The organism is Shimia sp., assembly GCF_022448905.1.
GTDB lineage: Bacteria > Pseudomonadota > Alphaproteobacteria > Rhodobacterales > Rhodobacteraceae > Shimia.
On record NZ_JAKVCW010000019.1, the window covers coordinates 51,841 to 76,094 of the forward strand.

Sequence of the window (24,254 nt, forward strand, 5' to 3'; positions counted from 1 at the left end):
CCCATGACAGCTTCACTTGCAGGCCCGGCCCCGGAAGGCGGCTACCAGTTTTATGTCACCGAAGACCCACATCATCATGAGGGTCACGATGATCATGACGAACATCACCATGAAACCGGCACCAGGCTGGGTTTCTGGATCTACCTGATGAGCGATTGCCTGATCTTTGGTATCTTGTTCGCCGTTCACGCAGTGCTTGGCACCAGCTACGCCGCAGGCCCGTCACCTGCGGATCTGTTTGAAATTGACAAAATCCTATTGTCGACTTTCTTCCTGCTGTTCTCTTCGATCACCTACGGCTTTGCCGTGATCAACATGCAACAGGACAAACAGCGCGCCATGATGCTCTGGCTGATTGTAACGGGCCTGTTTGGTGGCGCCTTCCTGGTGATGGAGGTGTTGGAATTCCAACACCTCTGGCATCTTGGCGCAGGTCCAGGCGCAAGCGCGTTCCTCTCGTCTTTCTGGATCTTGGTGGGCACACACGGCCTGCACGTCACATGCGGCTCCATCTGGTTGGTGGTGCTTTTGGTGCAGGTGCAAATGCACGGCCTGACCCATGAAAACAAACGCCGGATCATGTGCCTGTCACTGTTTTGGCACTTCCTCGACCTGATCTGGATCGGTGTTTTCTCCTTTGTCTATCTCACCGGGGTGTTGCTATGAGCGCGCAAGAGCACGGCCATGACTCGCATGGTTCTTACAAATCCTACATCATTGGTTTCGCCTTATCGGTTCTGCTGACGGTGGTGCCGTTCTGGATCGTCATGGCAGACGTGAAGGTCAGCTTGAGCATCGCTCTGCTGATCATTTTTGGCCTCGGCGCGATCCAGATCCTTGTGCATGTGCACTACTTCCTACACGTCACTGTTGGCGCGGAGGACGGCTGGCAAGCCATGTCGCTGGTGTTCACCGCTATTTTGCTGGTGATCATCCTGGCAGGCTCGATCTGGGTCATGGTGCATCTGCACGAGAATATGATGCCGGCTCATGAGCAAATCGAGCGGGTTCGCAACCTGCCATGAGTGAGCACAGCGCACAGTCACCGACGTTTTCTGCACGTCCAGTTTGGGTCGACTGTGTGCTGTTGGCACTCTCAGCAGTCATCATCGTGACGTTGGTTGCGCTGGGAAATTGGCAAATGCGCCGCTTGACGTGGAAGCTCGATTTGATCGAGGCGGTAGAGACCCGCGCCTTTGCACCACCTGTAGCGGCGCCAAACACGGGCGCTGTTTTGGAATATCAAAGAGTTTATCTCGAAGGGACGTATCTGCATGACGACAGCCTGCGGATCAAAGCCGTCACAGACCTGGGGCCGGGGTATTGGCTGCTCACTCCGCTAGATGGAAGCGAACACATCACCTGGGTCAACCGGGGGTTTTTGCCTACCGGTTTGGATGGCGGACGGATCACGCAGCCCACTGGACCACAGAGAGTTGAAGGGCTTTTGCGTCTGCCCAAGTCCAAAGGTACTTGGCTCGAAAAGAATGATCCAGGCGCCGGACGTTGGTTCTCGGCGGATCTACAGGCCATGAACCACACTATAGGTTTACCAGCCCGTACCAGTTACTTCGTAGACGCAGACCACACGGACGTTTCACCCACATGGCCGCGGGGAGGGCTTACCCAAGTGTCATTTCGTAACAACCATTTAAGCTATGCATTGACTTGGTACGCAATGGCGTTGCTGTTGGCGGCAATGATCAGCTTTGTGATTTATCAAAGAGTGAACCCGGATCTGTAACTGCCTTCATTGCCCCTTTCAGGACGATCAGACTTAGCCCACATGCAAATAGTCCGCGCCTGACAGCTGGAACTCCGGTTGCAAGGCAGGATCAAATAGCCAATAGGTAGCGGTCGCCTCTACCCCGACCGATCTCCCCGGACACAAACGTACTTCGACTGCGGCTCGAACCCTTATTGTAATGTTGAGCCATCAGCGCTACTCCAAAAGGGCTAGGTCACACTCCAGCTTTGATGCACCCGGCACTAACCAGGATTGGTGCCTCTCAGTATTATAACCGGAGGCTTTTATGCATTCTGATTTTCGACAAACCGTTCTTTGGCCAGTCTCTAGGGTTTTGGCGGCTCTAGGCTTTGCTTCAATTTTTGCCGTTCCCTTGGCGCATGCCCATGTGCGTTGGTTTGTTGACGCGAATGATCCCGCTCTTGAGACATTTCCAACCTACAGCTGGAACGATCCCGCCGTTTTGTCGTGGATCGCAATTGGATGCTTGCTAATTTGCACTGCGGTTGTTTTGGATGGACGGTTTCCGCGTGTCCCAATTATCCCAAGCAAGCTAAGGCATGATGCGATTGAGCTCTTGCGGATATTTACGGGAATGTCGTTCCTGCTGACAGCATACACAGGCGCTTTGATCGCGCCTCACATGGAAGCGTTTAACGGGTTCGGCTATGCATTGGTGTTCTTAGAGGCGGTCATTGGGATCATGTTGATTTCCAACAACCTGGTTCACCACGCCGCAATCCTGATGGGCCTGTTATACCTCGGCACTATGGTTAACTTCGGCTTTGTGAAGGCGTTGGAGTACGTCAACATTATTGGTATCGCCCTCTTTCTCTACTTCAACTATGTCCCGAATGAAGAGTTGAGAGCTAAACTGAAGCCCTACTCGGTTGATATGTTGCGCATCTTCACAGGTGTCGCGCTTGTTACGTTGGGCATTACGGAGAAGCTCGCTGGCGCTATGTTGGGGCAAGCCTTCATCGCGAATTATCAATGGAACTTCATGCCGGCGCTCGGCTTTGACTGGTATACAGATCAGCTGTTCGTTCTGTCAGCCGGCGCAATGGAAGTGGTCTTTGGGACCATTCTCATTCTAGGCGTTGTGACCCGTCTGAACATTCTGGTGGTGGCCGTGTTCATGTTGGCATCCAACATCACTTTCCTTGTGTTCGGACAGAATGATCATGCTCTGATGGAACTGGTTGGGCACATGCCGATAATTGCGACTGCCGTGATTTTGTTGCTTCTCGGATATGGGCAGAAAATTAAGCTCAAGAACCCGACGTTGCGCAGCCAAAGTGTCAAAACAGCTCCCGCAGAGTAAGCTGAGGCCAAGTACGTCATAGTGCCTGCAAACGGCGCTGTGACGTGACACGGATCACCGTAAGCGTTTTGGAGACATACTATGCACAAACTGGCGCTGTGGGCACGTTACCCGCTCCCAAGACCCACAGTGATCTATGCGATTTACTGGACCGTTTGCGCCATTTTTGTCGGCATGCTTTTGTCCCCTGGCGGCGCGCCTCAAACTCCGGCTCAGATAGATCACTCCACGCATTTCACCCATGATCACTCCATGTTTCATGGACTTTTTGAAATTGCAGCCGAAAACGCCCAATTGGTGACGCTACACGTGCAAAAAGACGCCCTGTCCGGGTGGAATGTCGAAGTGCAGACTGAAGGTTTTGAGTTTCGCCCCAACGGGGTGAACAGCGAACCGATTTTGGGGGAAGGACATGGGCATATTTATGTGAACGGGGAAAAACTCGCGCGGCTATACAGTCCGCATTTTCACCTTGCAGATCTGCCTCCTGGAACCAATGAGATACGCGTGACGCTGAATGCGCATGACCACTCTGCTTTTACTGTCAACGGCGAGGAAATCTCTGCAAGCGCGCGAGTTTTTCAACCAATGCCGCAAAGTCCAACACGCTAGAGACTTAGCTCAACCAACACGCCAATGACGCGCGGCATTCTACGTCCGCTGCGCTTTAGTAGACATCCCGCTGATAGCGTTTTTGGTCTTTGAGATTTTCGATGTAGCCCTCGGCAGCGTCTTGATCCATGCCACCATATTCTTTGCAAACATCAATCAACGCAGCGAACACGTCCTTGGCCATGCGGTTCGCATCCCCGCAGATGTAGAAATGCGCGCCATTCTCAAGCCATTGGAAAAGCTCCGCCCCCTGCTCTCGGATGCGGTCCTGCACATAAATCTTCTCTTTCTGGTCACGGCTGAAGGCCACATCAAGCTTCGTGAGCAAGCCTGATTTCAAATAGCCCTGCAACTCAACCTGATAGAGGAAATCCTGCGTGAAATGCGGATTTCCGAAGAACAGCCAGTTCTTGCCTTCGGCCTCCTGCGCTTCCCGTTCCTGAAGGAAGGAACGGAACGGCGCAATGCCGGTGCCTGGGCCAACCATGATGATCGGCGTATCCGCATTGGCAGGCAAACGGAAATTGTCATTGCTTTCAACAAACACACGCAGACTGTCGCCGTCTTCAGCACGACGTCCAAGATGGCCTGAGCAGCCGCCTAGATGGCTGCGTTCAAAGCCATCCCACTCCACCACCCCAACTGTCAGATGTACTTCGTCTTCCACCTCTGATTGGCTTGAAGCAATGGAATAGAGCCGCGGTTGCATTTTGCGTAGACAATCCACCAACTGCTGCGGCTGAATTTTTTGAGGATGTTCGCGCAGGATGTCGTAAATCTGGCGTGGCTCAAGAAAGTCACGCAATAGTACTTTGTCTTCCGCTAGTTTGATCAGCGCCTCGTCCCCCGCCAAATTGCCGTATTTCTCAGCAAATGTCGGATAGGATTGGGTCAGCTCCAGATCCTCAATCAACAGATCGCGGATAGGTTTCGTATCGTCACCCAGCTTGGCTTCCGATGTGCCATCGATGCCCAAAAGCTCAAGCACTTCCTCTACTTCTGCTGCATCGTTGTGAAAGTATACGCCAAGAGCGTCGCCTGCTTGATAAGTCAGGTCAGATCCCTCAAGCGATATTTCGATATGACGCACGTCTTTGCTGCTGTCGCGGCCAGTGATTTTCTGCACCACGCTGATCTCGGCAGCGAAGGGATTTTTCTTAGAATATTGCGAGACCGGTGCGGCCACAGCCACACCTGGCAGCGGCACTACATTGCCACCGGGCGCGGAGGCTGAGGCCTTGAGTTCCGGCTCAAATATGTCGAGCGCCCCGCCAATCCAGCCTTCGGTGTGATCATCGTAGTCGACATCCAATAGAGCTGCTTCAACAACAACTTTGGCACCCAGTTTGCTCAGCCGGTCCTCAAAGTCGATCGCGGTCTGGCAAAAATACTCATAACTGGAGTCACCGATACCGAGTACAGCGACCTGAGTGTTTTCCAGGTTTGGCGCTTTCTTGGAAGCCAGGAAGGCGTGCAGCTTTTCAGCCGGCTCGGGTGGTTCCCCTTCACCATATGTCGAAACCACAATGGTCAGGAATTTTTCGTCTTTGAGTTTGGCCGGTTTGTAATCCGCCATATCAATCAGGCACACATCCATGCCACGCCCTTTTGCGGCGGCCTCTAGGTCCGCTGCAACGTGTTTGGCGTTGCCGGTTTGGGATCCGTAAAGAATGGTCAATGGCGCCGCTTCGGCGACCGGCGCAGAAAGTGGCGCTGACAATGCGCTGCCTTGAGCGGTCGCCGCCAGAAACCCGCTAATCCAGGCTTGCTGAATAGGGGACAATGTACCGGCAAGCTGCGCAAATTGTTGCGCCTGCTCAGGGGATAGCGGATTTATGCCTTGTGGCAGTTGCGTGGTGATCATCGGTTCAATCCTGATCTACATGCAGGCCGCACTCGCGCCCCATACCGTTGAAACGGGTGTCTTCTTCACGCATGCCGTCTTCCAGCTTGCGCGTTGTGTGGGTATCGCCAACGCTGACATATCCCTGTTCCCAAAGCGGGTGATATGGCAGCTCGTGTTCTTTCAGATAGAAATGCACATCACGGTTGCTCCAATCGACAATCGGGTGGAACTTCACGCGCCCGTGCTGAAATTCCAGAATCTTTCGATCTAAACGGCTCTCTGCCTGGGAGCGGCGCAGACCAGAATACCACGTGCCAGCGCCCACTTGGCTCATGGCCCGCTGCATAGGCTCCACCTTGTTTAAGTTGTTGTATTTCTTCAAACCCTCTTCGCCCTGATCCCAAAGCTGGCCAAACCGCGCCTCTTGCCATGCGGGGCTCATGTCCGCGCGGAACACCTTCAGGTTCAGATCAAGGCGCTCTTTGAGCTCATCCACAAAGCGATAGGTTTCTGGAAAGAGGTAGCCGGTATCAAACAGCAGCACCGGAATGACCGGCACGTGCTGCGTCATCATATGCAGCATGACGGCAGACTGGATGCCAAAGCTGGACGATACAACATGATCGCGCGGCAGATTGTGCAACGCCCAGTCCACACGCGTGTCCGCATCCTGCTCTTGGAGCCATTCGTTGGCCGCCGTAAAGACCTTTGGGCCTTTGACCGCCTTAGAGGCATCCTCGTCTAATTGTGTCGCAACTGTCATGGGAATTTCCCTCAGTCCTAAATTCACGCGTGAAAGTCTGTTTTGGAGACTTTGACCTCGGCAACAATGCCTTTACGGATCACGAAATCGCCAAAGCCTTCGTTTGGGGTACGCTCAACCACCCAGCTGGCGATCAACGTATCAAGCTCGGAATAGATCACGTCTGGTGTGACGTTTTCCTTGTAGAGTTTGGGTACGCGAGTGCCGTTGCGATTACCGCCAAGGTAGAAGTTGTATTTGTTTGGGCCTTTGCCGACGAGACCGGCCTCTGCCAGCATTGCGCGGCCACAGCCGTTCGGGCAGCCCACAACACGCAGGATCAGGTGATCGTCAGGAACACCGTGCTTGGCCAGAAGGCCCTCGACGTTAGACACCAGTTCCGGCAGGAAGCGTTCCGCTTCGGCCATCGCCAGCGGACAGGTGGGCAGCGCCACACAAGCCATCGAGTTTTTGAGTTGTGGCGTCATCAGGTCGTCGATCAGCCCGTGTTCGCGGGCAATGCGCTCAATCTCTTCCTTCTGCTCGGGCGGCACGCCAGCAATCACCAAGTTCTGGTTGGCAGTCATCCGGAAGTCGCCCTGATGGATTTCCGCTATCTTGCGCAAACCAGTTTTTAACGGGCGACTCGGGTAATCGAGAATGCGTCCCGAAAGGATGTAGAGTGTCAGGTGCTGTTTGCCATCAATGCCATCAACCCAGCCAAACCGGTCGCCGCGAGACGTAAACTCATAGGGGCGGGATGGTTCAAAACGAACGCCTGCGCGTCGCTCTACTTCCGCCTTGAATGTCTCGGTACCAACACGGTCCAGCGTGTATTTGGTCTTTGCGTTTTTTCGATTGACGCGGTTGCCCCAGTCGCGCTGCACTGTCACGACATGCTCCGCGATCTTCAGCGTATGTTCCAAAGAGATAAAGCCAAAATCGTCGGCCTTGCGTGGATAAGTCGACGTATCCCCATGGGTCATGGCCAAACCGCCGCCCACGAGCACATTGAAGCCAACCAACTTACCCCCCTCCGCGATCGCAACAAAGTTCAAGTCGTTGGCGTGTACGTCCATTTCATTATTGGGCGGTACAGTCACGGTGGTCTTGAATTTGCGCGGCAGGTAGTTGGACCCGAGGATGGGCTCCTCAGTTGAGTGCACCTTTTCCTCATCCAGCCAGATTTCATAGTAGGCCCGCGTTTTCGGAAGAAGGTGCTCTGAGATTTTCTTGGCCCACTCATAAGCCTCCGCATGAAGCTCAGATTCAACGGGGTTGGTAGAGGCCAGCACGTTTCGATTCACATCGCCAGCCGTGGCAATGCCGTCAATGTTGATAGAGCTCAAAACCTGATGCATGTGCTTGATGTTAGGCTTCAGAACACCATGAAATTGGAATGTCTGACGTGTGGTGAGGCGGATCGAGCCATAGCTCGTGTGCTCGCGCGCAAAGTCGTCGATCACCAGCCATTGGTCCGGCTGGATCACCCCGCCGGGCATACGCGCGCGCAGCATCACATTGTGCAGCGGCTCAAGCTTCTGCTTGGCGCGCTCGGCGCGGATGTCGCGATCGTCCTGCTGATACATCCCGTGGAAGCGGATCAGCTGAAAATTATCTTTGGTGAACCCGCCGGTAATGCGGTCCTGAAGGTCTTGCTGAATGGTGCCGCGTAGGAAGTTACTTTCCCGCTTCAGGCGTTCATTATCCGCAAGTTTTCCTTCGACGATCAGGTCCGAATTGTCTGATTGGCTGTCTAACATGGGCTATCGCTTTCGCATGCCTTTGGGCAACAGGACACCACCGGGCGGCAGGATGCCGCCCGTGTTGTTTTTCAAATGTTCAGGAACCTAAACGCTTAGGCAGGTACTTTGGTCTTGCGCAGGTACGGCAGGACCGCTTCAAACGCACCAAACTTCTCTTTGGCGTCTTCGTTACTGACGGTTGGCGGAATGATCACGTCCTCGCCCGGCACCCAGTTTGCCGGCGTCGCAACACCCTTGCTGGCGGAGGTCTGCAAACCGTCCAATACACGCAGGATTTCAGCAAAGTTGCGGCCTACGGTCATCGGGTAGGTCATCGACAATTTCAGTTGCTTGTCTGGCCCAATGATGAAGACCGAGCGCACGGTTGCGCTGTCTGCCGGGGTGCGACCATCCGGCAGATAGGCTTCTGCTGGCAGCATGTCGAAAGCTTTGGAGACCTCCAAACCGTCGTCCGCAATGATCGGGAAGCCCGCCGCTGCGCCGCCATAGCTCTCGATGTCGCCTTTCCACTTCTTGTGGTCTTCCACACCGTCTACAGACACGCCAATCACCTTAGTGCCACGCTTGTCCCATTCTTCCGCAAGCTGTGCCACCGCGGAGAATTCGGTGGTGCATACAGGTGTGAAGTCTTTGGGGTGGCTGAACAAAATCGCCCAGCTTTCATCGATCCAATCGTGCAGATCAAAGCTGCCTAGATCAGTTGTCACATTCAAGTTTGGAACGGTATCGTTGATGCGAAGAGCCATTGTCTTTCTTTCCATTACGCCGTGCATTCCCACAAATTGGGGGTGAACAGCTTGTAGTGTCATGAATTTGGCTGAGCTGGAGCTATCCGAAACGCCGGGCGCGTGGAATCTTTTGCTTGCTTTGTAAATTCGCTAACAGCAGGTTTTTAACGGGTCAATTACACCGGGGAGTAGTAAGGAGGTGATTTGGCATTCCTCCAGGAAACAGAACACGCATTTGCTTTGGAAGACCCAAAATGGAACGAAATTTGAAGAGCTGAAGCGTGCGAAAGCTCTGTTTACCACTCCCGTATGAGAAAACCGTCCGAATTACCTCTGAGAGATTCATTCGGATGTGAAAGCCCGCTAGGACGTCACACGTGGCGGCGTCAATCAGGTTGGAAAAGGTTATTTTGCCATCGGGCGCCACAACAAGGGCACTTACACCAACCGCATCACGATCATCAAACGCATCGACCAGGAAGACCGTGACCTAGCGGGTCTCAAGGACCAACTTCTGGGCCCGGATCTCAGCTCGGATACCGCAAAGCTAATCGGGAAGAGCACAACCGCCTGACTGCTCAAAAATCTGCCGATGAAGCCAAGCCCAACAGGGAAGTGACTCAAGTCAAATGCGACATCGCCCACATCATCGACGCCATTACTGAGGGCCTCTTCTTGGAGCGCTTGAAGGCGAAGATGGACTGTCTCGACTCTGCACAATCCACCCTGCCCTCTCAGGACCATTTTTTTGGCAAGCGCCATTCTTGGCAACACAGGTCGGGGCTGGTTCTACACGCCGCAAGACTTCGAGCCGGATGCCCCACATATCGACATCTGTCTCCTTACAAACTCAAGCTACGAGAAAACACCCCTTATCGCACTCCCAGAGCTACTTACCCGTGTCTCCGAACAATGCGATGAGCCCTTCAGTCAGCGCCCCACGCCAAATCGCGTAGTCGTGACCGCCTTCATATGGAAACCAGTGCACTTCTGGGTATCCTATGTCTCGCAATGCCGCAGCCAACCTCCTAGAAGCCTCGAAAATCCCAACGGAATCTGTGTGGCGACTGGTTTCAAATCGACCCGCGGCAAATACGGCCCGAATGTTCTGGCTTCCAATGCTATGAGCCACATGTGTCATGTAGGGTAGATTCACCGCCGGAAAGGTTTTCGGTGACCACCAATAAGATCCCGACATCGAAATAAAATTTCCGAACACTTCAGGTTGGCGAATGGCCAAGCAGGACGATGCCAAACCACCAAGGCTCGAGCCAGCCACTACAGTCCGGTCTCGATTATGCACCATACCTACATGCGCCAAAGCAAATGGCACGACTTCCGTGGCCACCGCCTCTTGGAATGCTTCATTACATGTAAGTTCATGCATACGCCGTTTCGGATCCAAGCTGTCGATATAAACCACCACCACTGGGGGCAACAGCCCGTCCTTTTGCAAGGTTGTGAGCATGCCTGCAGTGGGACTCTCCAGACTGTATCGCGCACCATCAAAAAGAACGAGCAGAAGATTGTCAGGGTTTTCCGGATCAAAACCTGCCGGCGATTGTATCCATATACGACGCCCGCTTTTTAAAATGGCGCTGTCAAAAAACAATTCCTCCAGATCGTAATCTGTATTCTGGACCGGATAGCCCGGCTGTTTAGGCGCCATATCAAGTGCAGCATAACTCATTTGATCAAATTTGTCCGTGGCACTTGGCAAAAATGGGTATAGATTCAGCGGATCGACTTGAGCCGTCGCAAGCAGTGCCATGCGCTGCTCCCGGGCGTTTCCAGGAATCAATGGAATATCCGGCGCAAGCTGATAACTCAGCCGCAAATCTCTGCGAACGCGGAAAGAAGCAAACCAGATATCCGTGTCACCTAAAGGCCGCATCCAAACATGATCGGATGCAGGCGGGCCAACCAAAAGAACATTTTCTAATGCACCTCTCCACAAAAAAGTAACCAAGCGCATCTCTGGGTCGCCCTCTGGGTCCGCCTCAACCATCGGCGTGCCCTCGACAAGCCGATTTTTCCAGAAGGATGCGACCGCTCCTTCTGAATCTTCCGCAACCAACATCTTTTTTAGAGTTGGACTGACAGGTTCCCAATTAGGTGTGGTCTTTTTCCGCTCTAAAAATTCTTCCTGCGGCACATTTCGTCGTAGTTTGATAGAGCCGCTTGCGCCCTTGGTCGACGATGTCAACCGCAACTGGTAACGATCTCTTGTTGCAACAAAGCGGAAACTTTGAGACGAAACGACATCCGTTAACAGACGGCGCTGCTCTGCCCCTCCCGGTGCTTCTAGGTACAATTCCAGCGCGGCTCCTGCGCTTTCCAAAACACCTTCAACGTAAGATCCTGGGCGTGTTTCAAAATGTACCACTTGCGCTAGTTTTTGGCCCTCAGGATCATTTGGCAAAGCAGCATAAACCTCGGAGGCTTGGTTCAATTCCAGCTTGGCTCCCGCCTCTTGCGACAAAAGCATCGGCGCGCCCTCAAGATACACGGCCATCAGAACGATGAGCGCATGACGTCGTGACATATTCATTTGGCTCTGAGTTGAAGTCAGTTAGGAAAGTCGTCTTCTGAAACGTTTCCAGAGTGGCCTTGCCACTCTGGAGTTTCTGAATATCGATGAAGTCAGAATTCGACGCGCGCGGTCAGCGCAAATGTTCGACCCGGCTCATTCAAAGCAACTGCGCGGTAGTAACCGTTGCCATCTGCAGATCGCCGCACATAAGTCTCGTCAAACAAGTTGCGTATGTCCAAACGCAAAACCAAATTGTCGAGATTGCGAGGACGGTATTCTGAGAAAACATTTACCACAGAGTAACTTGGGAGGTTTTCTTGAACGACTCCCGTATTACCCCCACCTACAGGACCAAGTGTTTGAGTATCATTGTTCTTCAGAGCAATTTCCGCGACGCCGCCCAAACGGAATTGATCGTCGATATCCCAAGCTGTTTCGATCCCAATCAGGTGCCCTACGGGGCGACCAATGTAGAAATCAATCCCCCCGGCACTACTGTCATCCACTTTTACATCTGCATAAGTGTAGTTCAGCCGGACATATCCATTTGCGCCGGTATATCCTGCGGAAAAATCGAGTCCGCTTGTTTCCACCTCATGGATTTCTGCGCGGCTGCTGCCCCCAGGGACTGGCAAAACAGATGCAAGGTCTTTGATATCGGTACGGAACAATGCTCCACGAACATCCCAATCCCCTAGCTCGTATCGTAAACCAACCCGACCGCTGTAAGATCGAGATGGCACCATGCCATCATAAGTCCAAGGGTGCGAGAAGTTGATCAACGCTGCTTCACCTAACTGATACCCGCCCCAGGTTGTGGCAAGTCCAGCGGTAAAGGTCAGCGAGTCCGTCAATAGGTAGTCCAACGCCCCGTTTGCACTGACACCTGTGGCAGAGAAACGGCTTCCATCAACGCCTTTAAAGCTTTGACTATCCACACGAGCGCCGTAGGACGCCGAAAGCCTACTACCGAAATTTTGACGTGCCTGAGCAAACACGCCAATATTGGACACCGTTTCACGGCCACCGTTGACGATTATGTCTCCTGTACTCCGATCCGTTCTTTGATTTGAACCTTTTGCTTCGTCGTCAAAGAAATCGAGACCAGCGGTAACGACACCGTTCTCCAATTGAAAGTCGTTCTTGATGGCCCCACTAAGGCTGATGTTGGTGCCTTCGCCATCCCCCGCATCCGTAAATTGTTCATTCCAAGCCAATTGGACTTCCGGTGAGAAAACCTCGCCCTCACGATTGGCGGAATATGTCAATGAATAGGACTTGCGTTGCGCTTTTGCCTGAAATTCCTGGTTTGGGAGCCCCACAATCCCACCAAAATCTGGACGGATAAAACCTCTTTGCGCAGAACGTACGCCTGTATCTTCAGTATGGGACGCCGAGAACTCAAGCCGCCCATTGTTCTCAAAGGTGTAAGCCAGCTTGCCAAGGTAGCTTTCCAGTTCTGCGCCGGTGCCTTCAACAATGTTCCCATCACCATCCGCATAGTCGTCAGAGGTGTGACGTGTTGATGACAACATGTATTCCAGCCGGTGTTGTCGACCATAAAGAGCTAGCGTGCCGCGATAGTCATCATCATTGTCCGAGATTGAAACTGAGGCAAACCCACCAAAATTGTCGCCAGGGGCAAGCAGATCATCAGCATCTTTTGTTTCATAGGCAATAGCCCCCCCAAGTCCACCCGGCCCGGAATCGGCTGGTGCGAGCCCTGCGCTCACATCGACTTGTTTCAGCAAAGCGGGATCAAGCAAAACGTTTCCGGCATGATGGAACGCGCCTTTATTTTGCCTTGCCCCATCGATTGTGACACTGAGCAGGCTTTCTTCAATCCCTTGAACAAAAACCTTTTGAGCAATAGCCGCGCCCCCGGCAGTAGAAACCTGACTTTTGCCGCGGAACACATCCGCCATAGAGGTCGGCGCACGATCTTCCAGGTCTTCTTCCGTCACCTGAGTGTTCCCTAGCAGATCTTGTGATTCAGAAGAATTGATCCTGATTTCATCAAGCAAGAAGTCGCTCTCCTCATCCTGTGCCCATCCAGCTGAGACACTCAGAGTAGAAACACTGGCGAAGAGTCCTCCAACCAAAAACGATTTACTTTTCCGCATTTTTTTTGTCCGATTCAAAGATTGATTTGTTCATCTGAGCGATACAAAGTGGCGCGACATACCGCCAGTGAGCGTCCAAAGCGTGAGCGTCAGAAATCTGCGTCATAACGCCAAATTGGACCAAATCGAGCCTTAGGTGTATTTCTGCAAATTTTTGGAGGAAGAGCTTTGGCACTTTTCTCACAGGCCACTGTTGAAGGTGAAACCGACCTGTTCACAAAGGATCCCCCGAGACATTCGGACCGAAAAAACTTGCTGGACCGCGCTTTCAAAGGGCGTAGTTTTTGGCAAGAGCTGCAAGCAGGTCTGACCATTCACACATCAGATTCTGTAGCTTTGGAGCGTATGGACAGGATCGGCACGTTCAACCCGAGCGTCTCCCTTTATTGCTATCTTGAAGGCGGTACTGAAGCCTATCTGAACGACCGCCCTTTGGACTTGAGCCGTCGCCGCGGTGCTCCTCCCCATATGGTTTTGACATCAATCAATGAACCCGTGTCTTTCCTACGCCGTATTAAGCCGGGCACCTATGCACGCAAACTCAACTTAAAAATGTCTCGCGAGTGGTTGGCACGCAATGGCATTGATCTCAAATCGGGCGACACATTTCAGCATCTTCGCCGTCACGAATGGAATGTCACAAATGAAATGAAAGAGACAATCGAGAGCCTTGTACGCACTGCGGGTCGTCCTTCTGCCCTTAACAAACTGAAGATGGAGGTTTCTGCTCTAAATCTGGTGTGTTCCGCATTCGCACACCTGGACGATACAACCGAAACTCCAGAGCAATTGGAGGCTGCTGACATGCGGAAAATTGATCGAATGGAACAGTTTATCCGACAAACACCGGGTCCGATGCCGACGCTTCAGGCTATTGCCAATGCGGGCGGCGTAAGTCTATCGACAATGCGCCGCTTGTTTCGTTGTGCTCACGACAAGACCGTTTTTGAATATGTTCGCGCTGTGCGTTTGGATCAAGCACGTTGGGCATTGGAAAAAAATGGTGTCAGCGTCGCTGACGCCGCGGAGATAGCAGGTTACCGTTCTCCAGAAGGTTTTGCCACAGCGTTCAAAAAACACTTGGGTGTTTTGCCTTCAGAGGTTCAGCGCAACTTCTTTGCCCTTGGCCACTGACTAATTAACGCTGGTTTAACCCGGTCTTCTTTGAGCAACCCGACTGATCTGGGAGTGTGTCGTTCTCTTACTACTTGAAACGTTTCAGATCCGCGTCTTACGCTACTATTTGGCCCCCTTAAAACAGAACCGCTTGGACAGAATGCCCAATTCGGCCTGTCTGAAGGCTCAATGTTCCAACGACACGCTAGCTTTTATAACACCTTGAACATCCTCGACGAACACAGCCGGGTATGTCTCGCAATCAGGGTGAAGCATAAGCTGAACATCTGGTGATGTGATCGACGCCTTGAGCGAGCTGCTCATCCTGTGCGTCGAGCCTTCCTATGTCCGCTCTGACAATAGCCCACACTTCATTGCTCAGGCGGTTCTGCACGCGATCAAAGCCGCCGTTGTCAAGACCGCCTGCATTCTGCAGGACAACCCCTGGGAGAACGGACACAGTGAAAACTTCAACGCCCGGTTCCGGGATGATCTGCTCAATGGCGAAGTCTTCTACAGCATGCGTGAGGCGTAAATCCTGATCGAAGAATGGAGAGAGCATTACAACACCAAACGACCGCATAGTGCTTTGGGCTACCGCCCGCCGGCCCCGAAAACCGTCGTCCCGATGGACCCAAGGCCGGTCATGCACTAACACTCAAACTGGACCAGTCAGGTGGGGCTGATCCGAACGACCGTTTTCCATGAACCCCGGCAATTATAACATTGGGCGCTGAAAAACGGGGGCTAATAAGCCGTGAGAGGTCAATCGCCGTCCCCCAAAGCCGTCTCGGTTTAGAAAGCAACGGCGTAAGACCGCTGGCAGCTTAAACCGGTTTGGGTCATGCCATTTTTGGCCACCATTTGGCAGGAGACTCTTTTTCAAGTCTTTTGGGTTGGCGTGATTTACAGCTTTCTGTCACGAACGGAGCAAGCCACATACCCGCAACAGATGCGGCGTCGGACAAGTTTTTCGCACAAAATCCACGAATTGACGTGTGAAACAGTCGCATACAAAAAATGTGACCATTTGTTCATTTTAATTGACGCGAACAATTGTTCACATTAGCACTCACCGCGAAAGTCAAAGATCAAAGCCAGGCGGCGCAAGCAACTCAGCAGCGATAACAATCGAATCAGGGCCACGAAAGGTGGTTCTTTAGATGAATTTCGGAGGTTGTGTTGCGCAACATATCTACGTCGCCTATCTCGATGCTTATGGCATCGACGATGCTGGTTCCTGTTGCTGCGTTGGCGCAGGATCAAGGTCTCGATGAGACATATTACCTGGGCGAAATTGTCATTTCGACAATCACGGATGGTGGCGAAAATGCCACCAACGTCGAAGCGGCCAATACCGCTGGATCGCGCGTGCCGATCAACCCACAGGAACTTCCGCGCTCCGTGACCACCCTACCTAAAGAGCTGTTTGAAGCTCAGGGCGCGCGCAACCTCGAAGAAGCTGTAGCCTATAGCCCGGGCATCTCTACAGGCACCTATGGGCAGGATGATCGCTATGACGAGTTCATCCTGCGCGGTTTTGAATCTCAGTCTTCCGGGATCTATCGTGATGGCATGCCACAGCGTCTGGTCGATTTCGCGGCTTGGCGCACAGAAACATTCGGTGTGGACAGCGTGAATATTCTGCGTGGCCCAACGTCTGATCTCTACGGTGCAAACCAGCCGGGCGGGCTTCTTAATGTTGTCAGCAAACGACCTCAGTTCACGTTCCAGGGCGAAGCGATTGCCACCACCCGCTCCCATGGCGGTTTGGAAATGGGTGTGGATGTAACCGGGCCACTTTCTGATACGGTCGCCTATCGATTTATCGCGCTCGGCAACAAGTTTGGAACTAAGTACGATGCCGTCGACACCGGCCGTGTCTACATCGCGCCGTCTCTCACCTACACCCCGACCGATCAGACAACCTTCACAGTGTTTGGTCAGTACATGAAAGACGACGTTGGCGACGTTTACATCAACGTGCCTGAATACGGCTCACTGGAGCCAAATGGGAACGGCCAATGGTCAACCGATCTTTACACGGCAAATCCCGACTACAACGACATCGAAACAAAACAATCCTACCTCGGCTACGAGCTGGAACATGAGTTCGACAATCAGCTCAGCTTTGTCAGCCGCGCCCGTTATGCGCAAAACGAATGGGACATGCGGACCAACTACGCTGCATCCTTTGTGAACCTGAGTTACCTGCTTGGCGCCCCCGTTGGATTGCCAAGCGATGTCGACACGGGGGTCATGAGCCTGTTGGATGTGGATCAGGAAGTGGATTCCTTCAACGCCGACAATGCGCTGCACTACAAATTCGAGTCTGATCGCGTAAGCGGCCAACTGGCGTTTGGCGTCGACTACTTTAAGATGGAAAGCGACTACAAAAGCACCTCTGGCTACGCTGGCGAGCGTAATTATGTCACCGGCGCTGTAACCAACTTCCTGGCCGGGTCCTTCCCGACCAACTTGTCGACTGAACGCAAGACAGATCTGGATCAGATTGGACTTTATGCCAGCGGTCACGCATCCATTGGCGATCAGTGGATCATCAACGGTGGATTGCGCCTTGATCGAGTCAACTACGGCGCCAAGGGGTACTTGACCAATCTGGACACCTCGGTGACCAACTTTGATCACGACATGAAAGACACGTTGCCGTCCGCAAACCTCTCTGTTGGATACAATGTGTCCCCCAGCACAATGGTTTACGGGTCATTGTCGAACTCTTTCAACCTGCCTTTGGCGGGCATGAAAGCGAATGGCGATGCATTGGATGTGGAGAAAGCCATCGCCGGCGAATTGGGGATGAAATATACTGCACCAAGCGGTCAAACCACATTTAACATGGCGCTCTTCAATATCGAGAAAAACGACGCGGTGTTTGACGATCCAAGTTCGAACAGCCCAATTGTCTACACCCAGGTCGGCAAGGTGCGCTCCCAAGGTATCGAACTTGAGGTCACGCATGATTTCGGGAATGGTCTCAGCCTGTTCGGCAGCGCAACATATACGGATGCAGAGATCACCGAAGACGCAACCTATGGCGGCAACAAAGTGGCCCGTGTCCCAGACATCGCGGCAGCGCTGTTTGCAGAGTATCAACTGCCTCAGGTCGCGGGCCTGACGATTGGCGCAGGTGCACGCTACACCGGATCCCGTTACGCGGATGTGGCAAACACCTATGACATGAAGTCGGTCATGCTGTTTGACGCGTCTATTCGCTATGACTGGAACGACTGGCAGTTCATGCTCGCCGCGCGCAACCTAGCGGACAAAGAGTACGTGGGCTACTGCCACGGCAATACGCTCACCGGCAATGCGGTGCTCGACTCCGTCTCCGGCGGCTGTGTCTATGGCGAGGGTCGCGAATTCACTCTGACCGCGCGCAAGTTCTTCTGATCCATGCGTGTTGTGCACACACTCGTCGCACTGGCATTGCTATCCATCAATGCCAGTGCATCTGCGTCTCCACGGCAAGTGGAACACGCCTACGGCATTACTGAAATCAATGTGGCTCCCAAACGTGTGGTCTCCCTCTCTTATATTGGGCACGATTTTCTGCTTGCTCTGGGTGTAAAACCCATCGCGTTGCGCCATTGGTATGGGCCGCATGATTTTGGCGTTTGGCCTTGGGCGCAGGAGGCCCTAGGAGATGCTGAACCAACTGTAATATATGGCGGAATCGACATTGACCAGATTGCCTTGCTCGAGCCTGATCTGATTGTAGGGCAATGGTCGGGGATGACGAAAGCGGAGTATGCCCTTTTGTCCCAAATCGCGCCGACATTGGCGCACCCGAAAGATGAAAGTCCCTACAGTGCCTCGTGGCAACAAATGACACGTCAGTTGGGGCGCGCGTTGGATCGAGACACCGAAGCCAAGCGCATCGTCGACGATCTTGAGACGCGTTTTGCCGACATTCGCGCTGCCCACCCAGAGTGGCAAAACGCAACCGCTGTGGCCGCATATGCCCCTCGCCTGAGCGCATATGGTGCGTCAGATTTGCGGGGCCGTTTTCTGAAAGATCTTGGGTTCTCCTTGCCTTCGGAACTGGCAAAAATTGCACGCTTTGACGCCAACTTCATCCGCCTTGAACAAGAAAATATTGGCACGTTGGACACCGATGTTTTGATTTGGGTACATGCGCCAAGCATCAATGCCGCTCTCGATGACATCGTACTGCGTCCAACGCTGAAGGCCTATCGCGACGGGCGAGAGGTTTACACCGATTTTGATCTCACCTCCGCACTCAACCACTCCAGTCCTTTGTCTCTGAATTACGCGCTGGACACATTGATCCCGCTGCTAGACGCGGCTTTTGACGGTGATCCCAACACGCTTGTTCCTGGATGGACTTCAGACAAAAAAGTGAGCTCGCAATGACCACGTTGTTTCATCGCAAAGCCGCGCTTTTGGTGTCGCTAAGCCTGTTGGCGTTGTCCGTATTATCTCTGCGCTTGGGCGTCTGGCCTTTAAGTTGGATAGATGTAGCCTCAGCGGTCACCACCTTTGACAGCGAAAATCCTGCGCACATTGTAGTGCGCGATCTCAGGCTACCCCGCACCTTTGCCGCGCTGCTGGGTGGGGCCAGCCTTGGGCTCGCGGGCGCGTTGATGCAGGTGATGTCACGCAATCCCTTGGCCGATCCCGGATTGCTCGGCGTGAACGGAGGCGCAGCTTTTGGCGTCGTGCTGGCCACATGGGGCCTGGGGATTAGCAGCCAAACCGGGCTAATTGTTCCGGCACTCGTCGGCGCCGGATGCGCCGCGCTGTTGGTATTGGGATTGGGGGGTGCACGCCACCGCAATGGACCTGATCCCCTGCGCCTGATTTTGGCAGGGGCAGCGGTTAGCGCTCTGTTTCTAGCTTTGTCCTGGGCAATTTTGATCCTGAGCCGAGAAGCGCTTGATACACTTCGCTTCTGGGCTCTGGGTGGTTTCCATCAAATCACTCGAGCCTCGCTTTTTGCCATGCTCCCCCTGTTTGGGATCGGCTTTGTGCTGGCCGCGATCGCAGCTGTGATGCTGGACCCGCTCGTATTAGGGGAAGACACGGCCAAAAGCCTCGGAGCACGTGTGGGCCTTGCCCGCGCCGTGACAGTATTTGCAATTGTCATTCTCTGCGGCGCCACAGTGTCCTTGGCTGGTCCTATCGCCTTCGTCGGGTTGATTATTCCGCATTTGGTCCGCCCTTTTGTGCGCATGAACGTGGGCGCGCTCGCTCTGGGGTCGGCAATATTGGGTGGCCTACTTGCACTGACGGCAGATTTGGCTGGGCGTTTGCTTGTGCCAGACCGCCCCGTTGAGGCCGGCGTGATGATGGCCTTGATTGGCGGACCCGCCTTGGTGGTCATGGTTCGCCAAAGAACGGAGGTGGCGCTATGAGCTCTGTAACTCTTCGCATCGCTTCACTGTCTTGGCGGTGGCCCACCCGGCTCGTGGTCGTGAACATCCTGCTCGTTGTGGTTCTCGCCTGCCTCGCAGCAAATGCCCTTTTAGGCGGAACCTATCCGATCACATTTGCGGATCTAACGGCTGCTTTGCGGGGCGACAGCGATGCGGTGACCCGCATGATTGTCATCGATCACCGCCTAACCCGCCTTTTGGTCGCAATCGGCGTAGGACTTGCTTTTGGCCTCGCTGGAGAAATTGTCCAAACCCAGCTACGCAACCCTCTGGCCTCGCCCGACATCATTGGCTTCACCGCCGGGGCTGGCGTCGGCGCCGTGCTCGCCGTTCTGATCTCCGGGTCCACTGCTGCCATTCTTTTCGGTGCTCTGTCCGGAGGTACGTTAGCCGCTGTACTCATCTTGGGCCTCGCTTGGAACCGCGGCATCCGCCCGGGCCAAATTGTGCTGATGGGGATCGGCATCACCATGACGTTGAGCGTAGTGAACGATCTGCTGATGACGACTTTCACTGTGAATGACGCATCAGACATCGCCAAATGGCTTGTTGGGTCATTGGACGCCCGTAGCTGGCAGGATGTGACCTTGGTCTGGATCGGTTTGCTGATATTGGCACCGATCTGCTTCTACGCGCAGTTTTCAATTGCTCGATTGGCCTTGCGTGATGAAACCGCCCAGACACTCGGCATCCGTGTGGACCGCACGCGCCTTTGGGGCTTTGCCTTGGCCGTGCTTCTTGTCGCCCTGGCGGTTGGCGCCGTCGGTCCTCTGCCGTTTGTTGCCTTTGTCTCTGGCCCCATCGCTCACGGCCTAACCCGCACCATGCGTCCGTCCTTGTTGACTGCAGCGCTTGTTGGGGCGCTCGTAACACTTGGGGCAGATACAGCTGCAAATGCTCTGCCTGGCGGCCTCAGCCTACCCGCAGGGATTTTCACCGCTCTCGTCGGCGCACCCGTGCTGATTTGGACCCTCTTTTTGCAAACACGAAAGCGACTTCAATGACCGCGCCACTTTCTGCATCAAACCTCTATCTGAGCTATGGCAAGACCGAGGTATTGAAGGATATTTCGCTGGACCTTCCAAAGGGAAAAATCACTTCAATTGTCGGAGCAAATGCCAGCGGCAAGTCGAGCTTACTGCGCTGTCTCGCTCGGGTGCTGACGCCGACGAAAGGTGGCGTTTCCCTTGAGGGTGTATCGATTACGGAGCAGCGCTCAAGAGATGTCGCCCGCAAGGTCGCCCTACTGTCGCAAACCTCTGAGGCTCCAGACGCGATGCGCGTGATGGATCTTGTAATCCGCGGACGCACGCCGCACCAATCTGCGTTGCGCCAATGGTCCCAAAAGGATCAAGAGATCGTAGAATGGTGCTGCGAGCAGGTCGGGTTAAGCTCGCAACAAAATAGCTTGCTGGGCGAATTGTCAGGCGGACAGCGTCAACGCGCCTGGATCGCGATGGTTTTGGCTCAGGACACGGATATTCTGCTCTTGGACGAACCAACAACCTTCCTGGACCTGCCGCATCAGATTGAAATTCTGAACCTGATCCAAAAGCTGCAGAAGGAACGCGGTCTCACCGTGGCCATGGTCTTACATGACATCAATCTGGCCACCCGCTATTCCGATCACATTGTCGCTGTCAAAGATGGAGGAATCCTCCTTCAGGGCGCGCCCGAAGGGGTGGTTACGGCCGACAATATGCAGGCTATTTTTGGCTTGGACAGCACCATTCTGCCGGATCCGGTCACTGGTCTGCCCCATGTGATTGCGAGGTAATCCAACATGACAACTGTTAATGCCCATGCGGATGTGGAAGGCCTCAGCTTTGCGGCCATGCGCCAGATGGTTCTGTTTGAAGCGGCAGAACACGCGCTTCCTATTCTGCGAAACCTCTCAGACTGTGTGGAAATAGAAAGCGAATTTGGTCGGTTTTCCATTGCTGATCGCGACAAGGGAGTCCGGATCAGCCTGGCGGCGGCGACTTTGACCGATCTTCATGTTGTGCGCGAAGGCATTGTCGAACACCTTGCCCACTACCTGCCAGACGTTGCAGACGGATTGACCTGGTCTGACAGCCTTGAGGCCACGCAGTACCCGCCAAATTTCCAATTTTCCGAAGTTGTCAATTCAGAGCCTCTAAATGCGGACTTTCACCGTCTGTCCCTCAAGCTAAGCAAACCTGATCTATTTGACGACCGTGCGCTGCACTTCCGGTTTCTGATCCCGGATGCAGCGGCTCCCAATCCGACTTGGCCAACGATGGGTCGCAACGGAGCCGTGCAATGGCCGCAAGGTCACGATGCCCTGCATCGTCCTGTCTATACTGTGCGCCACTTTGATCAAACGCGCGGCATTGCAACTGTCGACATCTACAATCACAGCGGCGGCCGAGCCTTTGAATGGGCGCAAGGATTGAAACGCGGCGACAAGATTGCTTTGATTGGTCCCGGAGGCGGCGGGGTTCTAAATGTCGAGACCCTCGTCATCTGTGGAGACGAAGCGGCCTATCCAGCAATAGCGCGTATTTTGGAACACGTACCCAATGTGTGCGGCGAGGTGCTGCTGCTAAATCGATCTGATGCCCAAACCTATGACTTCAACGTTCCAGAAGGCATGCGCCTCACATGGCTGCGCCCCACTAAGAGCTCCAGCTTGGCCGCCATCGCCGTTGAGGCCCTTGCACGCCATCCCGGCGCCTACCTTTGGTTCGCTGCTGATAATCTGCAAACCGAAGCCTTTCGCAAAATGCCCCCCGTCAAAAACCATCCCAAACAGAAACGCATGATTGCCGCTTACTGGACGGACCATAACCATACGATGTAGTTCTACAATCGCCCACAACCATAACGTATTCAGCCGATGAGCCAGACATCTAATTCCGATACTGCAAAAACCAAAGAAGGCGTCGCGCGCCGCCGAAAGGCACAGCAAATCCGCTCTCAAAAGCGGGTGGAACACATTTTGACAACCACTTTGCAAATGTTGAGTGAGGGGCCTGCCGAAGATGTGACCACCCGCAAGATCAGTGCTCGTGCGCAGGTCAGCGTCGGAACAATCTATCAGTTCTTTCCCAATAAGGAGGCCCTCTACTATGAACTTTTCAGGCGTTGGCTGACCGAAACACTGGAAGCTTTGGATGGGTTGATTGCAAAAATCCCGGCCGACTCCGGGCCAGAAGATGTGGACACACATGTCGAAGCCTTTTTGAGCACGATGTCGGACCCGAAGCTGAATTCACCGGCAAACTGGCGGCTGCGTCTGGCAATGAGCAGCTCCCATAAGTTGACCGAACTGGAAACCCGCCACCGTATGGAAATCGCCCAGCGTCTGCTGATGATGCGCAGCAGATTTGGCAAACTGCCGCCGCCCAATATCGCTGAAGAATTGTTTATCTTACAACACGAAGTGACCATTGCGTGTCTTTACACGCTTTCTAGTTCGAAAGAGTCCAATCGGGCGTCTATTTCAGAGTTGTGTAAGTCTCTAATCCTTACAATCTTCTCTTTTGACAACCACTCATCTTAATATGGCGTGTTACAGATTTATTGTTCAAGACATTAACCGGCATTGGTGACCCTCCCCTACTGAGGTGCTACGCCCTATAGTTAGGAAACGGAGGATCCAAGTTGGGACACAAACGCCCCAAGCCAGAAGAGGTTTTCACGAAATTACGACAAGCAGAGGTGCCGTGCGGCCAGGGAATGCCCCGCATTGCTGCAATCCGGTAGATGCAGAAAAGGGAACAGACCTTTTGTCGCTGGCGTAAGCGATATGGAGGTATGCATTGCCCGACAGGGTATCGCGAAGCGATGTCCCGATGGGGGACCTGGCGACTGAAGGAAGTCAAACGGCTTCAGAAGGAGAATGAGCAGCTGCGAAGAGTCGTGTCGGAGCTGACTCTGGACAAGCTGATATTGTCAGAAGCAGCTCGGGGAAACCGTAAATCCCGATGCACCGCCGTGCCTGCATTGAGCATGTGCGAAGCCGGTTCCGCATCTCAAAGCGTAGAACCTGCAGAGTGTTGCATCCGCACCGTTCAACACAGCGTAACGCCCCAAAAGTCGCGCCCATGAACTGGGTCACTGCATGGGATGCCTGGAACGATTGTTTCTGACAATGGCATCGAGTTCACCAGCAAGGCCCACCCCGTTTCATGTTATGAGTCTGAAGCTGTGAGGCGTTAAAGCCATTGGTCATTTGGACCAATTTTGGTCTTACCGGGGTGTTTGATTTTATTTGATGACCTGGTTGCGGGAGCAGGATTTGAACCTGCGACCTTCAGGTTATGAGCCTGACGAG

General features: G+C 53.6%; 19 protein-coding genes and 2 pseudogenes. 15 read left to right on the top strand and 6 right to left on the bottom strand.

From position 1 onward, the window contains the following. Positions 1 to 3: 3 nt before the first annotated feature. The 5 genes from cyoC to MK208_RS18765 all read left to right on the top strand — a co-directional run bounded on the left by cyoC (position 4) and on the right by MK208_RS18765 (position 3,683). Complete coding sequence (gene cyoC, locus MK208_RS18745) at positions 4 to 666, top strand: cytochrome o ubiquinol oxidase subunit III (protein ID WP_294119085.1); 663 nt, start codon at positions 4 to 6, stop codon at positions 664 to 666. Then, positions 663 to 1,025, top strand: a complete 363-nt coding sequence (gene cyoD, locus MK208_RS18750) for a cytochrome o ubiquinol oxidase subunit IV (protein ID WP_294119086.1) — start codon at positions 663 to 665, stop codon at positions 1,023 to 1,025. The genes cyoC and cyoD overlap by 4 nt, the downstream gene beginning before the upstream one ends. Beyond that, complete coding sequence (locus MK208_RS18755) at positions 1,022 to 1,744, top strand: SURF1 family protein (RefSeq protein ID WP_294119087.1); 723 nt, start codon at positions 1,022 to 1,024, stop codon at positions 1,742 to 1,744. Before cyoD ends, MK208_RS18755 begins: the two co-directional genes overlap by 4 nt. A gap of 289 nt (positions 1,745 to 2,033) precedes the next feature. Continuing rightward, positions 2,034 to 3,071, top strand: a complete 1,038-nt coding sequence (locus MK208_RS18760) for a DoxX family membrane protein (protein ID WP_294119089.1) — start codon at positions 2,034 to 2,036, stop codon at positions 3,069 to 3,071. A gap of 81 nt (positions 3,072 to 3,152) precedes the next feature. Next, positions 3,153 to 3,683, top strand: a complete 531-nt coding sequence (locus MK208_RS18765; RefSeq protein ID WP_294119091.1) for a hypothetical protein — start codon at positions 3,153 to 3,155, stop codon at positions 3,681 to 3,683. A 55-nt stretch (positions 3,684 to 3,738) separates the two neighbouring features. On the opposite strand, the gene MK208_RS18770 is transcribed toward MK208_RS18765, so the two are convergent. The 6 genes from MK208_RS18770 to MK208_RS18795 all read right to left on the bottom strand — a co-directional run bounded on the left by MK208_RS18770 (position 3,739) and on the right by MK208_RS18795 (position 13,322). Further along, entirely contained in the window at positions 3,739 to 5,547 is a 1,809-nt protein-coding gene (locus tag MK208_RS18770; protein ID WP_294119092.1) for an assimilatory sulfite reductase (NADPH) flavoprotein subunit, read from the bottom strand. 4 nt (positions 5,548 to 5,551) lie between these two features. Then, positions 5,552 to 6,292, bottom strand: coding sequence for a phosphoadenylyl-sulfate reductase (locus MK208_RS18775; RefSeq protein ID WP_294119094.1), 741 nt, complete (start codon positions 6,290 to 6,292; stop codon positions 5,552 to 5,554). A 23-nt stretch (positions 6,293 to 6,315) separates the two neighbouring features. Next, on the bottom strand, positions 6,316 to 8,034 hold the full coding sequence (cysI, locus tag MK208_RS18780; protein ID WP_294119095.1) for an assimilatory sulfite reductase (NADPH) hemoprotein subunit: 1,719 nt from the start codon (positions 8,032 to 8,034) through the stop codon (positions 6,316 to 6,318). Positions 8,035 to 8,129: 95 nt separating this feature from the next. Continuing rightward, complete coding sequence (locus MK208_RS18785; protein WP_294119096.1) at positions 8,130 to 8,783, bottom strand: peroxiredoxin; 654 nt, start codon at positions 8,781 to 8,783, stop codon at positions 8,130 to 8,132. Positions 8,784 to 9,654: 871 nt separating this feature from the next. Further along, positions 9,655 to 11,310 carry an alpha/beta hydrolase-fold protein gene (locus MK208_RS18790; protein ID WP_294119098.1) on the bottom strand — a complete coding sequence of 552 codons (1,656 nt, stop codon included), beginning with the start codon at positions 11,308 to 11,310 and terminating at the stop codon, positions 9,655 to 9,657. A gap of 98 nt (positions 11,311 to 11,408) precedes the next feature. Next, on the bottom strand, positions 11,409 to 13,322 hold the full coding sequence (locus tag MK208_RS18795) for a TonB-dependent receptor (RefSeq protein WP_294119099.1): 1,914 nt from the start codon (positions 13,320 to 13,322) through the stop codon (positions 11,409 to 11,411). 267 nt (positions 13,323 to 13,589) lie between these two features. On the opposite strand from MK208_RS18795, the gene MK208_RS18800 reads away from it, so the two are divergent. From MK208_RS18800 to MK208_RS18845, 10 genes and pseudogenes are all read left to right on the top strand, one after another. Then, positions 13,590 to 14,555 (top strand): AraC family transcriptional regulator, encoded by a 966-nt coding sequence (locus MK208_RS18800; protein ID WP_294119100.1) that lies wholly within the window; start codon positions 13,590 to 13,592, stop codon positions 14,553 to 14,555. 204 nt (positions 14,556 to 14,759) lie between these two features. Continuing rightward, positions 14,760 to 15,192, top strand: a pseudogene (locus MK208_RS18805) (integrase core domain-containing protein); the annotation flags it as partial. Positions 15,193 to 15,755: 563 nt separating this feature from the next. After that, positions 15,756 to 17,948 (top strand): TonB-dependent siderophore receptor, encoded by a 2,193-nt coding sequence (locus MK208_RS18810; protein ID WP_294119102.1) that lies wholly within the window; start codon positions 15,756 to 15,758, stop codon positions 17,946 to 17,948. Between the two features lie 78 nt (positions 17,949 to 18,026). Continuing rightward, the gene (locus MK208_RS18815) at positions 18,027 to 18,932 is read left to right on the top strand and encodes an ABC transporter substrate-binding protein (protein ID WP_294119103.1); all 906 of its coding nucleotides are present in this window, start codon (positions 18,027 to 18,029) and stop codon (positions 18,930 to 18,932) included. Then, the gene (locus MK208_RS18820; RefSeq protein WP_294119105.1) at positions 18,929 to 19,933 is read left to right on the top strand and encodes an iron ABC transporter permease; all 1,005 of its coding nucleotides are present in this window, start codon (positions 18,929 to 18,931) and stop codon (positions 19,931 to 19,933) included. The genes MK208_RS18815 and MK208_RS18820 overlap by 4 nt, the downstream gene beginning before the upstream one ends. Then, the gene (locus MK208_RS18825; protein ID WP_294119106.1) at positions 19,930 to 20,958 is read left to right on the top strand and encodes an iron chelate uptake ABC transporter family permease subunit; all 1,029 of its coding nucleotides are present in this window, start codon (positions 19,930 to 19,932) and stop codon (positions 20,956 to 20,958) included. Before MK208_RS18820 ends, MK208_RS18825 begins: the two co-directional genes overlap by 4 nt. Then, positions 20,955 to 21,731 (top strand): ABC transporter ATP-binding protein, encoded by a 777-nt coding sequence (locus MK208_RS18830; RefSeq protein ID WP_294119107.1) that lies wholly within the window; start codon positions 20,955 to 20,957, stop codon positions 21,729 to 21,731. The genes MK208_RS18825 and MK208_RS18830 overlap by 4 nt, the downstream gene beginning before the upstream one ends. A gap of 6 nt (positions 21,732 to 21,737) precedes the next feature. Beyond that, positions 21,738 to 22,778: a siderophore-interacting protein gene (locus MK208_RS18835; RefSeq protein ID WP_294119109.1), complete on the top strand. Its 1,041-nt coding sequence runs from the start codon at positions 21,738 to 21,740 to the stop codon at positions 22,776 to 22,778. 36 nt (positions 22,779 to 22,814) lie between these two features. Beyond that, on the top strand, positions 22,815 to 23,480 hold the full coding sequence (locus tag MK208_RS18840; RefSeq protein WP_294119111.1) for a TetR/AcrR family transcriptional regulator: 666 nt from the start codon (positions 22,815 to 22,817) through the stop codon (positions 23,478 to 23,480). A 101-nt stretch (positions 23,481 to 23,581) separates the two neighbouring features. Beyond that, positions 23,582 to 24,003, top strand: a pseudogene (locus MK208_RS18845) (IS3 family transposase); the annotation flags it as partial. Positions 24,004 to 24,254: the final 251 nt, after the last annotated feature.

Coding starts and splice junctions, on each gene's coding strand:
- MK208_RS18830 (WP_294119107.1), top strand. CDS start 20,955: ATGACCGCGCCACTTTCTGCATCAAACCTCTATCTGAGCTATGGCAAG.
- cyoD (WP_294119086.1), top strand. CDS start 663: ATGAGCGCGCAAGAGCACGGCCATGACTCGCATGGTTCTTACAAATCC.
- MK208_RS18755 (WP_294119087.1), top strand. CDS start 1,022: ATGAGTGAGCACAGCGCACAGTCACCGACGTTTTCTGCACGTCCAGTT.
- MK208_RS18835 (WP_294119109.1), top strand. CDS start 21,738: ATGACAACTGTTAATGCCCATGCGGATGTGGAAGGCCTCAGCTTTGCG.
- MK208_RS18790 (WP_294119098.1), bottom strand. CDS start 11,310: ATGTCACGACGTCATGCGCTCATCGTTCTGATGGCCGTGTATCTTGAG.
- MK208_RS18810 (WP_294119102.1), top strand. CDS start 15,756: ATGGCATCGACGATGCTGGTTCCTGTTGCTGCGTTGGCGCAGGATCAA.
- MK208_RS18760 (WP_294119089.1), top strand. CDS start 2,034: ATGCATTCTGATTTTCGACAAACCGTTCTTTGGCCAGTCTCTAGGGTT.
- MK208_RS18825 (WP_294119106.1), top strand. CDS start 19,930: ATGAGCTCTGTAACTCTTCGCATCGCTTCACTGTCTTGGCGGTGGCCC.
- cyoC (WP_294119085.1), top strand. CDS start 4: ATGACAGCTTCACTTGCAGGCCCGGCCCCGGAAGGCGGCTACCAGTTT.
- cysI (WP_294119095.1), bottom strand. CDS start 8,034: ATGTTAGACAGCCAATCAGACAATTCGGACCTGATCGTCGAAGGAAAA.
- MK208_RS18775 (WP_294119094.1), bottom strand. CDS start 6,292: ATGACAGTTGCGACACAATTAGACGAGGATGCCTCTAAGGCGGTCAAA.
- MK208_RS18785 (WP_294119096.1), bottom strand. CDS start 8,783: ATGGCTCTTCGCATCAACGATACCGTTCCAAACTTGAATGTGACAACT.
- MK208_RS18770 (WP_294119092.1), bottom strand. CDS start 5,547: ATGATCACCACGCAACTGCCACAAGGCATAAATCCGCTATCCCCTGAG.
- MK208_RS18765 (WP_294119091.1), top strand. CDS start 3,153: ATGCACAAACTGGCGCTGTGGGCACGTTACCCGCTCCCAAGACCCACA.
- MK208_RS18840 (WP_294119111.1), top strand. CDS start 22,815: ATGAGCCAGACATCTAATTCCGATACTGCAAAAACCAAAGAAGGCGTC.
- MK208_RS18820 (WP_294119105.1), top strand. CDS start 18,929: ATGACCACGTTGTTTCATCGCAAAGCCGCGCTTTTGGTGTCGCTAAGC.